Raw genomic sequence first — 13,291 nt, 5'->3', positions numbered from 1 at the left:
CATGTCGTGCATGCAAATTAAGAATCGTTGTTTCCTGCTGGCTTTGTTAATTGTCGCTCAGGCAGCCTGTCTCGGGTTTGGTGTAGCCTGGGCTACGGGTTGGTTGTGGAAGACCTTTGAAGTCGTGGTGCACAATTACGTTGCTGCTCAAGGCAAGGCTGAAGCTCATCAAATTGCCCTGGAAGTCGGGGCGTTGGGGCTCACCACGGCTGAACCTGGCACGGCGGATTGGCAGAAGCTGCAAGATATCTGCGAGACGACGCTTGTTCCGCATGATGGTTTCGTTTGCTTGATGCGTCTCAATAATGGCGCGATGCTTTGCCATCCCAATTTGGAAAAAGACCCAGGGCTGTTGCGACTTTTTCCTGGACGGTCTTTGTTGATCAATAATGAGACGTCCGGACCAATTACCAAGTTGGTCGATGAGATCGATTCCAAAACCCCGCCGGTAATTACTGGCAAAGTTGACCTCGATGGCAAAGTGCACGCATTTACGGGATTTGCTTTGCCAAAACTCAATGCGATTTTGGCGATTTATCAGTCCGATATGGCTATCGATTCGTTCATCGCGTCTACCATTCAGCCCGTGATGCAAGTTGGTTACATCTTGATGGCATTTGTGATAGGCGCGACGGCGATGCTCACCGGCTTTTTATTGAATCGCTACGAAGCAGGTCTCGCGGCGGCCAATGCTCGTTTAGAGTATCAAGTCAGCGCGCGAACTCGAGCCCTGGTGAGAACTCGCAATGCCGTGACTTTTGGCTTGGCGAAGCTTGCCGAATCACGGGACAAAGATACCGGCAAGCATTTGGAACGAATTCGTTCTTATGTTTCAATCTTGGCCACGGAACTTGCCCGCACGAATCCCGAAATCGAACGCGGATTTGTCGCCGATTTGGCAGTGGCCTCCTCGCTGCACGACATTGGAAAAGTGGGCATACCCGACGCGGTGTTGCTCAAGCCGGCACGGCTCAGCGCAACTGAACGCAAGGCCATGGAAATGCACACCATTCTGGGCAGTGAATGCCTCGCCGCGATCCGTAAGCAACTTGAAGAAGATGACTTCCTGGAAGTTGCCGAACAAATTGCCGCGACCCACCACGAACATTGGGACGGCAGTGGCTATCCTCAGGGGCTCCAGGGGAAAGATATCCCGCTGGCCGGTCGAATTGTCGCGCTGGCCGACGTCTACGACGCCCTGACTTCACATCGGCCCTACAAGGCCGCAGTCTCTCACGAAGTGGCACGCGATTGGATTGTCAGCCGCTATGGCCAGCAATTCGATCCAATGGTCGTCGAAGCCTTTATCGCCCGGGAGCGAGATTTCTATCGGATTTCCGTCGGAAATCAGGATTTGCCCCTTGAGGCCTATCTGCCTGCTGAAAAAGAACTCGTTCTCGATGCAGGAATCGATAGTGCCATTATCGCAGCTGCCAGGTAAAATTAAGGTATGAGCCGAGTGTCGATCACTTGGCGTTATCTTCTCGGACACTAGCAACTTGCCCGCCGTGAAGCCTTCCAAAGCCCGACGTCAAATTGCCTGGGAGGCCGCTCGTTTGATCAACGAGCAGCCTGAACTTCGCCATTCGGATGCCCGCCGTTCCGCCATCGAACGCATGTTTCCCGAAGGGATTCGAGTCCGCGATTTGCCATCGGATGCAGAAGTCGGCGAGCAACTGCGTTCCCTTGCTAAGGCATTTCAGCCTCAAGAGTGGGAGAATCGCTTCGGGATTTATGCCGAGCGCTTGCATCCTCTCGCTAATGTGAAGCAGGATCCACAGGCTCATCCCGAAGGTGACGCCCTGTATCATAGCTTGCAGGTTTTCCAGCTCGCTGCGGAGCAGATCCCTTACGACGAAGAGTTTCTTACCGCGGCACTACTTCATGATGTCGGCAAGGCTATCGACCGCCGCGATCACCATGCCGCGACAATGTCGGCCCTTGATGGAATTGTCACCGAGCGGACGTTGTGGCTGATCGAGAACATGCCTGTTGCCCAAGCCCTTACGAAGGGGACCTTGGGGCTGCGGGCCCGCAATCGTTTAGAGGCCGACGAGGACTTCGAAGAGATCACGCTGCTGGCGAATTTCGATCTTGCTGGCCGCAAGCAAGGAATCGTCGTTCCCGAAGTGGAAGACGCGATCCAAGTCTTGCGCGAATTGAGCTGCTCTGGGGACGAGTCCTAGTTCACTCGATTTCCTCGGCCAACTCTTCGGCCTCTTCCATAATGTGCTCGAATCGACGTTTCGCGGAAAGATAATAGCAGGCCCCTACTATCGCCACGACGTAAGTCACAGCCCGATAGGTCAGCGCCACCAATGCCCCGTCGGCTTCGTTCAGTTGAATGGCTCCGTAAAGTTTGGCGAGCGCGGTTTCGGTTATTCCCAAGCCCCCTGGCGTCAGGGGCAAGGCACCCGCCACCAGGGCGAGTGGCACGATTGTCGTGTTTTGTTGAAACGTCGGGCCGACAATTGGCAGCCCACGGCTGATGCACCAAAACGTGCTGACCAACAAACAATGTGTCGTGATCGCCATCGCAAAGGCCGCTGCCAAATAACGGCGTCTGCTACTAAAGCGGTTCAAGCCCGCCACGAGTCGGCTCAGTATATGGCCAATCGCCGGAACGCGACTTGCCAGCTGTTGTGTCTTCAGTCCTGAGAAAAGGTGGCTCGTCACCAACAGGATTCCCACGACTCCGCCGATTGCCACCGACCAGATTGTTACCTCCAAGCTGCTCAGCCACGGACTGCGTCCCAAACTTTGGTTGGCGAACAGTAGCCCGACGCTCGCGACCACAAACATCGCCACCAGCCCGATGAAGCGATCGATAAACACTGAGGCCACGGCCTCGGTCCGTCGGCCCGGTTGCTCGTGAGCCAGGAACGCCGCCTTGAACAAATCCCCGCCCACGCTGCCTGGCATCACTTGATTGAGCGTGAATCCCATCGAACCCAAGCGCAGGGCATCGCGTAGTGAGAATCGCATGCCGAGTCCCTGCACGAGCACATACCAACGTACAAAACTCAATGTGAAAGCGGCGAACACCATGGCTAGTGCCGCGGCCAGATATCCCCATTCCTTGGGCTCATGCAAGAGTCGCGAGAATCCCGCGTCACGCTGAATTTTTGCGACCAAATAGCCGACAATTCCTAGAGCCAACACCACCTTGCCCGCGGTGATCGCAATTTTCAGGCTACTTCGTGCGTGGCTCATGGCGTGTGTTGACGACAGAAAATGTGGCGGCGTTGACAATCCTGTTTCAGGGTGTTAGTTTGCCAGTTCGTGGCCGAAGGGACCAGAGCGGCTTATCTGCTCGATCTCCCTAAATCTACGAACTTCCCGGGGGATTAGCTCAGCTGGGAGAGCGTTTGGCTGGCAGCCAAAAGGTCATCGGTTCGATCCCGTTATCCTCCACTAGGTTCACTGAAACCCTAGATTCATCTAGATTTGGCCCGGCCAAGCTGTATCATCAGACGCCGGGCTTTTTCATGCGCGGTATTCTAGCGAAGGTAAAGGGCGATGGCGGAAAGTCATAAATTCGAGATCGAACAGGAAGTCGAGCCGCGCAAAGACGATGACCGTGGTGAAGGGGGCGGAGGGGGTTGCTTCGGCGGCTGTCTCAAGGGCTGCTTTATCGTCCTGTTGATCATGGTCGTGCTGATCGTGATCCTCGGTTACGTGGTTTCTCAGAACTGGCGTAATTGGGGTGCTGAATTGTCGTTGGTGATGGTCGATGAAACACTCGACGCCTCGAACATCCCCGAGCAAGAGCAGACCGAAATCTCGAGCGAACTCGAGCGGCCGCTCAACGCCCTGCGCGATGGGACATTGACCCTCGAGCAGTTGCAGCAACTTTCTATCGCCATCATCGAATCGCCACTCATGCCCTCGCTCGGTGTGTCAGCAATCGAAGCCCACTATTTCAACCAGTCGACACTAACCGCCGAAGAAAAACAGGCGGGAAGTCTGGCCCTGCGACGGTTCACGCGCGGTGTGATCACCGGAAAGATTGACGACAAAGCAGTTGAACAGGTCATCTCTTACGTGGCCGATAGGCAAGGCAATCGATGGGAATTTCGCAAGAAGGCAACTGATGAAGAGCTTCGCCAACTGATCGCGACGGCCGAGCAAGAAGCCGATCAGGCGGGCATTCCCGAGCAGGTCGAGTTGATCGATCCGTCGGAGGAAGTCCGCAAGATCATCGACGCGGTGATGGGGCCGGCTAATCTCGGCGAAATCGAGATCAACATCGAAGCGCCTTAAACTCCTTAGGGCTTCTTGTTATCCGCCACTCAGCTTGGCTAGGTTTGCCAGCTTTGCGTGGTTTGCGGCTCCCCTGAGCACGCAAACCTGATTTTTCGCGCCTGCGACGGGGTCCCAACTTTGGTGACGAAAGTCTTGGGTTTTGTCACTTCGCGATGTTACAAGTCTTGATAGTTCAAGGCATTGCGAAAATCGCACGTGACAAAACAAGTCGACTTTTGGTCGAATCGCGCGATCAGCGCGTTCCAAAACTCACTCAGCTGTTTCAGTTATCAAAGAACACAGGCCTTAGTGGCGATTCCTGTATTTTATCCAATTGGGGTGGCCAAATCTTGGAGAATTTTTGGAGATTGTCATTCCGAAGGCAGCACTGACACTTTTGTTCTGAAAATGTGTTTAATACCGAGAGGCTTTACAGGGCAAGTGTTAGTGTCTGTACGACACGAGGTGATCGGTGTAGAAAACGCTCAGTGTTGCGCACACCGGTCCGCGGCGGTGGATCCGACATCAGCTTCGTTAATGAATCGCGTTTTCCGACAAAGTGTCGGTGTTAATCGATTGGATGAGCATCGTCAAAACAAGGATACAAGCATGTCAAGAATTCAAAACGATGACATTTATAACCTTCAACGTTTCTTGGATGCCCAACGCGACATATACGAACAGGTTCTGGCGGAGTTAAAGTTTGGTAGAAAGCGAGGTCATTGGATTTGGTACATTTTCCCTCAAGTTAATGGTCTTGGAGATAGTGCCATGTCAAAAAGATATGCATTAGCTTCAAAAGAAGAAGCCCAAGCTTATATTCAACATGACGTTTTAGGGCAAAGATTGTTGGAATGTACAAGAATGGTAATAGATATTGATACTGACCGTATTGAAAGCATCTTTGATTATCCTGACGATCTGAAATTTAGGTCTTGTATGACTTTGTTTAAAGCAAGCGCTATAGACAATCAGGTTTTTGTAGATGCGCTACACAAATATTTTGATGGTATTGATGATCAGCGAACTCTCAAAATTATGGGATTGTCATGACCGCGCACTCGAACTGTAGTCTAACTCCACAGTTAGCTTAAAGCGGTCAACTGCAGCAGTTTCAGCATGCTGATCGTCTAGCGGTCACACTGTTGGCTCAATCTTGACCAGAGTGTTTTTCTGGCCGCTGTACAACGTTCCATAAGCTTATCTTTTGGAGGCATGATCGTCAGGACATCACGTTGGCGCGAGATGTGCTTTCACGGTGAGTTACTTATAAGGTAACTCGTACGTGAGGACGATCATGGCCAAGGCACCGAAGCAGGGCGACGAAATTACCACAAAAAAGGGGACCGGTGGCGAAACTCATCAAATCGCGGGGGGTAAGGCTCCGACTTTAACCACCAACCAGGGGCTGCAGATTGCTGACGACCAAAACACGCTCACCGTTGGTCCGCGCGGCCCGCAGTTGCTCGAAGACTTTGTCATGCGTGAGAAAATCACGCATTTCGACCATGAGCGAATTCCTGAGCGTGTGGTTCATGCGCGCGGTTTTGGGGTTCATGGGTATTTTCAAACGTATAAGTCTCATTCCGACCTCACTAGGGCGGCGTTTCTGCAAGATCCCAAAGCGAAAACACCCGTCTTTGTGCGATTCTCAACCGTGGCTGGTAGTTTAGGGTCGTTCGATACGGCGCGTGATGTTCGGGGTTTTGCCGTCAAGTTTTATACGAGCGAGGGCAACTACGATTTGGTGGGGAACAACATCCCCGTGTTCTTCATTCAGGACGCGATCAAGTTTCCGGACTTGATTCACTCGGTCAAACCCGAGCCAGATCGTGATTTTCCGCAGGCTCAGTCAGCTCATGATACTTTTTGGGATTTCGTGTCGCTCACCCCCGAAAGCATGCACATGCTGACGTGGGTCATGTCCGACCGCGCGATCCCACGGTCGTATCGGATGATGGAAGGTTTTGGAGTTCACACGTTTCGCATGATTAATGCCAAAGGTGCCGTCAAGCTCGTGAAGTTTCATTGGCGGCCCAAGTTGGGGACATTTTCACTTGTGTGGGACGAGGCCGTGAAGATTTCCGGCGCCGACCCCGACTTCCATCGCCGCGACCTTTGGAATGCCATCGAGAACGGGGCTTATCCTGAATACGAATTGTCAGTGCAAGTTTTTACCGAGAAACAAGCCGAGAAATTTGATTTCGATGTTCTTGATCCCACGAAGATCATTCCCGAAGAAATCGTTCCATTGACACCGCTCGGTAAGATGGTGCTCGACCGGAATGTTGATAATTTCTTTGCCGAGACCGAGCAGGTGGCATTTTGTCCTTCGCACGTCGTGCCGGGTATCGACTTTTCCAACGATCCATTGCTTCAAGGCCGATTGTTTTCGTACCTCGACACGCAACTTTCGCGACTCGGCAGCCCCAATTTTCATCAGTTGCCAATCAATGCGCCCAAGTGTCCTATCGATAACTTGCAGCGTGACGCGCAAATGCAAATGAATGTGCCGCGCAAGGGGACGGCCAACTACGAACCGAACAGCCTTGATCCGACGTCGCCTCGGGAAAATCCCGAGCGTGGGTTCACCACGTTTCCGGCCCCTGAAGCGGGCGACAAAATGCGGACTCGTCCCGAAAGTTTTGCGGATCACTATACGCAAGCCGGGTTGTTTTTCCGCTCCCTAACCGAACCCGAGCAACGGCATATGATCGGTGGCTTTACGTTTGAGTTGGGAAAAGTGAAGACTCTTGCCGTGCGGCAACGCATGCTGGGACACTTGGCAATTATCGATACGATGCTGGGTGAGCAGGTCGCGAAAAACCTGGGGATGGAGGGAATGGCCGAGAAGATCAAGCCGGCCGTTCCGCCTGGCAGTCCTAAGCCCTCCAAGGCTCTGTCGCAGTATGCCAAAGCGCCAGAGAGCCTTGAGGGCAAAAAAATCGGCTTGCTGACATCCGACGGCATTCCTGGCAAAATCTACAATGCGCTCCTCAAGGATTTAAAGGCCGAAGGGGCGGAACTGGCCGTGATTACTCCCATGGCTGGGCCTGTTATGACTGACGGAGGGAAACAGGTCGTGCCCGATGATTTCCTGGCCGGCGCACCTTCGGTTTTGTTTGATGCGGTGGTAATTGCTCCCGCCGAGGATCAAGTCGAATCGCTGCTCACCGAAGCGGCGGCGATTGATTGGATTCGCATGGCGTACGCACATCTCAAGGTGATTGCGTATACGCCTGCCGCTCAACCGCTTATCGACGAGGCAAGTATTCAAGCGGATGCAGGAGTTTTTGCGTTGAAGGGTAATGACTTCGGCCAGTTCATTAACCAAGCCAAGAAGCATCGAATTTGGGACCGCGAGCCTACGCTTAGGTCGTTTTGAGAATTGGCCAATTTCCAAATGCCGAATGACCAATCCCTATGAGTGGATTGGTCATTTTTTTATGCCTTGGTGAGATTTTCGACCAGTGAAACGAACCAGACTTAAGGCTAAACAGTCTCTGAGTGGTTAGCATCGGACAAAATTCAAGGAAGCCTTATGCCCGCTATTCCCCTTTGGCAAGTTGACGCTTTTACCGATAAGCCGTTTGGCGGTAATCCCGCCGCTGTGTGCTTGCTTTCAGAAAGCCGCGAAGCATCGTGGATGCAATCAGTCGCTGCGGAGATGAATCTTTCGGAGACGGCATTTGTGCGGCCGCTTGCCGATGGTTTTGAGCTTCGTTGGTTCACGCCCAAAGTGGAAGTCGACCTTTGCGGCCACGCAACTCTGGCGTCAGCGTTTACCCTCTGGGAAATGGGAATTGTTCCTGGCGATCAGCAGATTGCGTTTCATACGCGCAGTGGAGTTCTCACGGCCTCGCGCAAGCAGGGAACCATCTTCCTTGACTTTCCTGTAGTCACTGTTGAGCAGTGCGAACCAGCAGCTGAACTTCTGGACGCATTGGAAGTGAATCCTACATTCGTGGGCAAAACAAAGTTCGATAGGTTTTTGGTCGTGGACTCCGCGGAGACTGTTCGCTCGCTGCAACCCAATTTCCGTACCCTCGCGAAAGTCGCTGCCCGCGGTGTGATCGTCACCGCCAAGTCGGACATGCCAGATGTCGATTTTATCTCGCGTTTCTTCGCACCCGCTGTCGGTATTGATGAAGACCCCGTGACGGGTTCAGCTCACTGTTGCCTTGGTCCCTACTGGGCAGAACAACTCGGCAAGAGCGAACTTGTTGGCTTTCAAGCATCAGCACGCGGCGGCACCGTGCAGGTGAAGGTGCAAGGAGATCGAGTGATCCTCGGTGGCCAAGCGGTGCTGGTGATGAAGGGTGAGTTGGTTAGTTAGGGCGAAAAATTCTAGCTGCCACTCCCGTACGCTTATTGGTGCCAAACACTAACCGATATATGTCATGGTAACTAGAACTAGCCTCAAAAACCGGGGCTAGCGCCCTGCGGCTGATGAAATCAGCGCCACGCGCTAGCGTCCGGTTTTATTTGGCATTTTGAAATCCGCTCAGCTCATATCGCCTTGTCGCTGAGCAATGGAAGCAAATCAACGTGGTCGAAGACCAGCTTCCACTTGCCCGATTCCAGTCGATAGATTTTGCTGGACCGAATGTTCACGTTCATTGGGCCCTGGGGAGTATTCGGGTTTTCGCCAACTTCTCGATTCGTAACCAGGGCGAGCGTCGGGTTGAGTAAAACAATCTGCACGTCGCGGGACTCGACTTTCCCACCTAGCTCATTGTCCGCTTGTATCTGCCAGCTCTTACGCACAGCCTCCCAGCCAGTTAGCTGTTCACCCGTCGGCGAAAGGTAGGTGATGTCGTCGGCGTGGGACCAGACGGAGTCCATCGGTTCCATGTTGCCGACGAAAATCGCATTCAGGGCTGTGTAGAATTGATCATTGGCCGATAGTACTGCATTCTGCAAGTCATCGTTATTTGAGGCAGCGTCCTTTGCCAATGCGTTGCTTGCTCCGAGCGAAATCATCGTACTCAACAAAAGCACCAGAGGTCGAATCGTAGCGTACATCTGCTTCTCCAATCGAATAAGGAACATTTTTGTTTTGGACAACTTAGTGTCCCTAGGAAGCATATGGCGCAATCCTATTGAAGCGCTCCCGTCGTGGCGGATAAAATCGTTTACTTTGCGGCGTTAGAACGAGGTAAAGACCTTGCGTAGACGCTTGGGGGGATGCGAAACTCTTAACTCACCAACTCCCCGTCCGCCCGCAAGGGCGTCAGGTGTGGTTGGTCGAGAATCTGGAACGGGCTCACCAAATCTTGCCAGCGCTCGCCGCGTTGGGTGATGCGATCTTCGGCGATCGGACCTAAGCGATCCGCGGCGAGTTGCAAGTAGCTTACGCGATCAGGACGCAGACTCATGATTCGTGCTGCGGTGGCGTCGACGGCTGGGAGATTGGTTCCCACCAGCACAAGTCCCATACGCTTGACGCTTCCGAGGATGGGGCCGTCGCCTTCCATGCAGTCGATGCCGTCGACGATTGATAGTGTGCGGGGCAGGGTGGCATTGATATCGACGACCGTCTCGGGGATTCCATTGTGGTGGAGAACATTTTTGGGCCAACCATATTTGATTCCTGGTAAAGTGCCATAGAGATTTTTCATTGAACAAGTGATACCGACCCAGTGATGCGTTTTCATCTTCGGGATCGACACCACGAAATCGGCTTCGCAAATCGAACGGGGAAAATAGATTCCCTTGAGCGGGCTCACTCGGCCACGGTTCGCAAACCAGCGGGCTTCTTCGTAGTTCAAATCCGCGAAGTCCAAGCGGGCATCGGAGAGTGCTTCGGCAACGCCGGATTCCACTAGGGCCATTTCCGTGTCGCGCACGTGCCCCGGCGCTTCACCGACGGTGACTTTGGCGCCCCAGCCGCGAAAGACTTCGGCTGCGGCGATGATTACCGCGGGATGCGTGGTCATGTGCGGGATCAATCGCGTGGGCTCGACCATGTTGGGTTTGAGGAGCACACGCTTGCCGCGGAACTGGGTGGGAGTTAAGCCGCAAGCGGTGAGGCCGTCGCGGATGGTGGTGGCGAGTGGGCCATCGTAGCGCTGGTTTTTGGCGATGAAGACTTTGGCGGTGGGGAGAAAAGCGCGGCGTGCTAATGCCGTAGCCGCTAAGCCGCAAGTGGCTAGGCCACCCGCGGCGAGGAATGCTCGGCGGCTGGGGGCGTTCGTATTGGGTTTGGGCTCGCTCATGCTTGGGCGACCTCTGGGCGTTGGGGGAGCCACGATAAGTCGGGGGAACTGGCCAACGCCATGAGTGCGAGCTTGTAGGCACTTGGCTCGCGAGTGAGTTCGCGTTCTAAAGCCGCTTGGACTAACGCGTCGGCGTTCCGTGGTCGGCGATTATGAGCCGTGAGACCGATCAGGCCGTAGCAGAGCGAGCCGGTGGTTGTATGTGGATTCAAATTCTCTTCTAAATAGCGAAGCGACAATTGAACGCGCGGGTCTGTATTCACTTCACCCGCGAGGGCAAGCATGGCGAGACCCGTGGATTGAACTTGGGGAAGCGTGGCTTGGCCGAGTACGACCGTGCTGCCGAAGTTACAGCCACCCGTGGAGAGCAAGCGGTCTGTCACGAGTTTCAAGCCATCCTGCGTGCGCTCATGATCGCGCATGCCAGCTGCTTTGAGTGCCACGACAAACATGCATGTTGGTTCCATCCAAGCATGCGTATTCGCGGCCCACGACCAGCCGAGCAGTGTTGTGTCGTGACCAATTTCAGAATTTCTGGGGATCGTCTTGCCGTGAGCCTGCAAGGTCCAGGCAATCGCGCGGTCAATGTTTTCTTCAAAGCCATCGATTGCTAACCAAGCGAGAATCGCCAAGCTTGTGGTCCAAGAAGGGGAATCGCCTTCAGCCTGAGTGGGAACAGCGCCATCACTGAGCTGCACGTCGGCGAGTTGCGTCGAAAAATTTTGAGCGGCAGCGTGTTCGCCGCTATGCATCAACGCCAAGCACGCAAGCGCGGTGGGTTCCGCAGCCCACACACCGTGCGCGCTGTAGCCGCAACGATCGGTGCGGCGAAGTCGTTCGATGCATGTGCGATTGATATTCATTCACTGCACGGCGAAAGTACCGCGGCTCAATGTTGGCGAAACACGACACATGACAAGTCTAGGTTGCGAAAAAGCAGCAAAAGGGCTGATTTTCTGCGAGGAAAACGAGCCTTCAGGGCGGGTCGTGCGGGGTAGTCATGTTGTAGGCCAGGGCGAAAGGAAATTTTCGCGGGCCAGGGTTGAAAGGTTTTGACTCCCGACGAATCTGACATAGGTTTCAAGTGTGGTTCGACTAACAGGTTGTTAGCGGACTACAAAAGGTGAGCGCTGCAGGCGCCACCTGCGAAACTTTTCTTCTCCTGAACCGTTCGGTTTTTCACGGAAGTGGTGGAGCAAGAGAGGCAGAGCAGAATCGAGCCTGCTGCGTCATCATCCTCGATAAAGGCAAACCAATCGCAAGATTGGGGCGCAAAGCCGAGGGACGACGGTTGAAAGATCGGCGTTAGCCTGGCTGCCGAAAGGATGCAAAATAGCGACGCAGCGGAAGCACAGCCCATGCGAGATGAGACGCGCACTTGTTTAAATGTCTGGCTCTAATACCGCTGATGCAGGCTCTGAGGCTTGGAAGCTGGAAGAGTGGTGTTAGAGCTAATTAACGGGAGCAACGAAAGCTCCTGACAACCTGAAAGGTGTCGTGATCCACGACACCGGGAATTGGAGGAATGCAATGAAGAGTCTCGCTAAGAAGGTACAACGTTTCCTCGTCTCGGAAGATGGCCCCACCGCCGTCGAGTATGCCGTGATGCTGGCCCTGATCGTGATCGTCTGCTTGACAGCGATTCGTTCGGTCGGCACCAACGCCAACACGACGTTTGAAGGTGTTGCGAACAGCTTGGCCGCTCCTAGCTGATCGATGTGGGCTTGCCTTTCAGGGAGCCAAACATACGAAAAACGATGTTGACAACTCCTCTCGGGACTACGGTCCCGAGAGGTTTTTTTACGTTTGTGTTGGTTTTGCTGGACTAGACGCTGAAGCGATCAGTCCGCGCGATGAAATTCTTGTTTTTCCTTCAAATTGTGAGCTAGGTTTCGAGCAGAGGCTTTGCCGACGCGCAGGCTTTATTGCCCGGGACTGGTTATTGAGAGTGTCACCATGTTGAGCTTGATCCCCGAACAAATGTTTGCCAATGCGTTTCAGTTGGCTTGCTATTGCGTGGCCATGCTGACGTTTGTGGTGTCGTTTCTCTTCACGCCACGAGCCTAAGCCAAGCGATTCGTCGACGAGCATGATCTGCCAACGATTCCCTCTGGCGAACGAAATTTTTTACTTAACTTGAAAAATGGGTGTGTGATGTCTGAATATCAAGAGCTGTTGACTTGGTTTACTGAAACCTGGCATGTATGGGTTGTGACCATCACGTTGGTCGTCGCTGCGGTGATTGACGGTTATCAGCTCAAGGTACCCAATTGGATTACCTACCCGTTCATTATCAGCGGTTGGATTTACAGTGCTGCGTTCTCGCCGTTTGCTGGTTGGGAAGGCTTGGGCTATAGCCTGTGCGGCACGGCAGTTGGCTTGGCCTTGTTGCTGCCACCCTACGCGATCGGTGGCATGGGGGCCGGCGACGTCAAACTGCTAGCGGGCGTCGGGGCTTGGATGTGGCCGACTGTTACGTTCTATGCTTTTGCGGTTTCCGCTTTGGTCGGCGGCGTGATTGCTATCGGTATGGTCCTGTGGACCAAGAGCTGGGCCAAGCATCGCGACCAGTTCTGGGGCATCTATAACGAGATTATCACGGTGAAAGATCCCGAGAAACTAGCCGAGATCGCCGCGGAACGTAAGCCACGGATGTTCCTGCTGCCTTACGGGATTCCCATCGCGATTGGCTCGATTGCCTACTTCGCGTGGCACGGCATGCAACTTTAAGAACGCGTGCCAGCACAACCGAAAGAACCCGCGAATTTTATCAAATCATTGATCTGGTTAGGTAGACTCTGCCGAAAATTCTGACAGTGTACGGTCGG

Annotated in this window: 12 protein-coding genes, 1 tRNA gene and 1 riboswitch; of the genes, 9 read left to right on the top strand and 4 right to left on the bottom strand. The window is 53.7% G+C overall.

Annotated elements, in window-relative coordinates:
- Position 1: 1 nt before the first annotated feature.
- Both AC6T8Q_RS11045 and AC6T8Q_RS11040 read left to right on the top strand, forming a co-directional pair.
- Positions 2-1,441 carry an HD-GYP domain-containing protein gene (locus tag AC6T8Q_RS11045; RefSeq protein WP_500679129.1) on the top strand — a complete coding sequence of 480 codons (1,440 nt, stop codon included), beginning with the start codon at positions 2-4 and terminating at the stop codon, positions 1,439-1,441.
- A 67-nt stretch (positions 1,442-1,508) separates the two neighbouring features.
- Positions 1,509-2,186, top strand: a complete 678-nt coding sequence (locus AC6T8Q_RS11040) for an HD domain-containing protein (RefSeq protein ID WP_500679128.1) — start codon at positions 1,509-1,511, stop codon at positions 2,184-2,186.
- A 1-nt stretch (position 2,187) separates the two neighbouring features.
- Here the strand turns inward: AC6T8Q_RS11040 and AC6T8Q_RS11035 are convergent, their stop codons facing one another.
- Positions 2,188-3,213, bottom strand: coding sequence for a lysylphosphatidylglycerol synthase transmembrane domain-containing protein (locus tag AC6T8Q_RS11035; RefSeq protein ID WP_500679127.1), 1,026 nt, complete (start codon positions 3,211-3,213; stop codon positions 2,188-2,190).
- Between the two features lie 128 nt (positions 3,214-3,341).
- Here AC6T8Q_RS11035 and AC6T8Q_RS11030 point away from each other — a divergent pair.
- The 5 genes from AC6T8Q_RS11030 (at position 3,342) to AC6T8Q_RS11010 (ending at position 8,581) form a co-directional block, all read left to right on the top strand.
- Positions 3,342-3,414: transfer RNA gene (locus AC6T8Q_RS11030), tRNA-Ala, on the top strand.
- Positions 3,415-3,519: 105 nt separating this feature from the next.
- Positions 3,520-4,263, top strand: a complete 744-nt coding sequence (locus tag AC6T8Q_RS11025) for a hypothetical protein (protein WP_500679126.1) — start codon at positions 3,520-3,522, stop codon at positions 4,261-4,263.
- Between the two features lie 591 nt (positions 4,264-4,854).
- A complete protein-coding gene (locus AC6T8Q_RS11020; RefSeq protein ID WP_500679125.1) occupies positions 4,855-5,298 on the top strand; it encodes a DUF1810 domain-containing protein in 444 nt (147 codons plus the stop codon).
- A 244-nt stretch (positions 5,299-5,542) separates the two neighbouring features.
- A complete protein-coding gene (locus AC6T8Q_RS11015; RefSeq protein WP_500679124.1) occupies positions 5,543-7,630 on the top strand; it encodes a catalase in 2,088 nt (695 codons plus the stop codon).
- 156 nt (positions 7,631-7,786) lie between these two features.
- A complete protein-coding gene (locus AC6T8Q_RS11010; protein WP_500679123.1) occupies positions 7,787-8,581 on the top strand; it encodes a PhzF family phenazine biosynthesis protein in 795 nt (264 codons plus the stop codon).
- 173 nt (positions 8,582-8,754) lie between these two features.
- Here AC6T8Q_RS11010 and AC6T8Q_RS11005 read toward each other — a convergent pair whose 3' ends face one another.
- From AC6T8Q_RS11005 to AC6T8Q_RS10995, 3 genes are all read right to left on the bottom strand, one after another.
- Complete coding sequence (locus tag AC6T8Q_RS11005) at positions 8,755-9,270, bottom strand: YybH family protein (protein WP_500679122.1); 516 nt, start codon at positions 9,268-9,270, stop codon at positions 8,755-8,757.
- Positions 9,271-9,443: 173 nt separating this feature from the next.
- A complete protein-coding gene (locus tag AC6T8Q_RS11000) occupies positions 9,444-10,463 on the bottom strand; it encodes a DUF362 domain-containing protein (RefSeq protein WP_500679121.1) in 1,020 nt (339 codons plus the stop codon).
- Positions 10,460-11,326 (bottom strand): hypothetical protein, encoded by an 867-nt coding sequence (locus tag AC6T8Q_RS10995; RefSeq protein ID WP_500679120.1) that lies wholly within the window; start codon positions 11,324-11,326, stop codon positions 10,460-10,462. The genes AC6T8Q_RS11000 and AC6T8Q_RS10995 overlap by 4 nt, the downstream gene beginning before the upstream one ends.
- A 373-nt stretch (positions 11,327-11,699) precedes the next feature.
- Positions 11,700-11,785: riboswitch (cyclic di-GMP riboswitch) on the top strand.
- A gap of 208 nt (positions 11,786-11,993) precedes the next feature.
- Here AC6T8Q_RS10995 and AC6T8Q_RS10990 point away from each other — a divergent pair.
- On the top strand, positions 11,994-12,176 hold the full coding sequence (locus AC6T8Q_RS10990; RefSeq protein ID WP_496919181.1) for a Flp family type IVb pilin: 183 nt from the start codon (positions 11,994-11,996) through the stop codon (positions 12,174-12,176).
- A 441-nt stretch (positions 12,177-12,617) separates the two neighbouring features.
- A complete protein-coding gene (locus AC6T8Q_RS10985; protein WP_496919180.1) occupies positions 12,618-13,193 on the top strand; it encodes an A24 family peptidase in 576 nt (191 codons plus the stop codon).
- Positions 13,194-13,291: the final 98 nt, after the last annotated feature.

Source organism: Bythopirellula sp., from assembly GCF_041737835.1.
Lineage (GTDB): Bacteria > Planctomycetota > Planctomycetia > Pirellulales > Lacipirellulaceae > Bythopirellula.
The sequence above is the reverse complement of the archived record's forward strand: the minus strand, read 5'-3'. Positions and strand labels throughout refer to the sequence as shown.

Bases quoted from the DNA above. Each gene is read 5' to 3' on its own strand.
- AC6T8Q_RS10995 (WP_500679120.1), bottom strand. From the start codon at position 11,326: ATGAATATCAATCGCACATGCATCGAACGACTTCGCCGCACCGATCGT.
- AC6T8Q_RS11000 (WP_500679121.1), bottom strand. From the start codon at position 10,463: ATGAGCGAGCCCAAACCCAATACGAACGCCCCCAGCCGCCGAGCATTC.
- AC6T8Q_RS11025 (WP_500679126.1), top strand. From the start codon at position 3,520: ATGGCGGAAAGTCATAAATTCGAGATCGAACAGGAAGTCGAGCCGCGC.
- AC6T8Q_RS11005 (WP_500679122.1), bottom strand. From the start codon at position 9,270: ATGTACGCTACGATTCGACCTCTGGTGCTTTTGTTGAGTACGATGATT.
- AC6T8Q_RS11015 (WP_500679124.1), top strand. From the start codon at position 5,543: ATGGCCAAGGCACCGAAGCAGGGCGACGAAATTACCACAAAAAAGGGG.
- AC6T8Q_RS11010 (WP_500679123.1), top strand. From the start codon at position 7,787: ATGCCCGCTATTCCCCTTTGGCAAGTTGACGCTTTTACCGATAAGCCG.
- AC6T8Q_RS11035 (WP_500679127.1), bottom strand. From the start codon at position 3,213: ATGAGCCACGCACGAAGTAGCCTGAAAATTGCGATCACCGCGGGCAAG.
- AC6T8Q_RS11020 (WP_500679125.1), top strand. From the start codon at position 4,855: ATGTCAAGAATTCAAAACGATGACATTTATAACCTTCAACGTTTCTTG.
- AC6T8Q_RS10985 (WP_496919180.1), top strand. From the start codon at position 12,618: ATGTCTGAATATCAAGAGCTGTTGACTTGGTTTACTGAAACCTGGCAT.
- AC6T8Q_RS11045 (WP_500679129.1), top strand. From the start codon at position 2: ATGTCGTGCATGCAAATTAAGAATCGTTGTTTCCTGCTGGCTTTGTTA.
- AC6T8Q_RS10990 (WP_496919181.1), top strand. From the start codon at position 11,994: ATGAAGAGTCTCGCTAAGAAGGTACAACGTTTCCTCGTCTCGGAAGAT.